This window comes from Pantoea sp. SIMBA_079 (genome assembly GCF_046940275.1).
GTDB lineage: Bacteria > Pseudomonadota > Gammaproteobacteria > Enterobacterales > Enterobacteriaceae > Pantoea > Pantoea borealis.
This window is the reverse complement of the sequence record NZ_JAWRYR010000247.1, coordinates 1-276: the sequence shown is the minus strand read 5'-3', so window position 1 is coordinate 276 and position 276 is coordinate 1. Positions and strand designations below refer to the sequence as shown.

The window sequence follows — 276 nt, the reverse complement described above, 5'->3', positions numbered from 1 at the left end:
ATATGGAGCACACATGGACGGGCTTCATCTGCCTGTCGCGCAACGGCGCACCGAGTTTCGGACAGATTGCGAAGAATGTCTACACAGCGCTCTGCCAGAACGGCGTCGGCATCACCAAGGGCACGATAGGCGGCATTCTTGCCGCCGACATGGCCTGCGATATCGACAATCCGCTCATCGACGACATGCTCAAGCTCGGCAGCCCGACCGGGTTGCCGCCACGGCCTTTCCTCGATCTCGGCGTGCGGGCGCGTTTCGCATGGGAGCTGTGGCGGG

1 pseudogene is annotated in these 276 nt (G+C 62.7%); it reads left to right on the top strand.

What is annotated here, in order from left to right:
- Positions 1 to 276 (top strand): annotated as a pseudogene (locus SB719_RS19885) (FAD-dependent oxidoreductase); the annotation flags it as partial.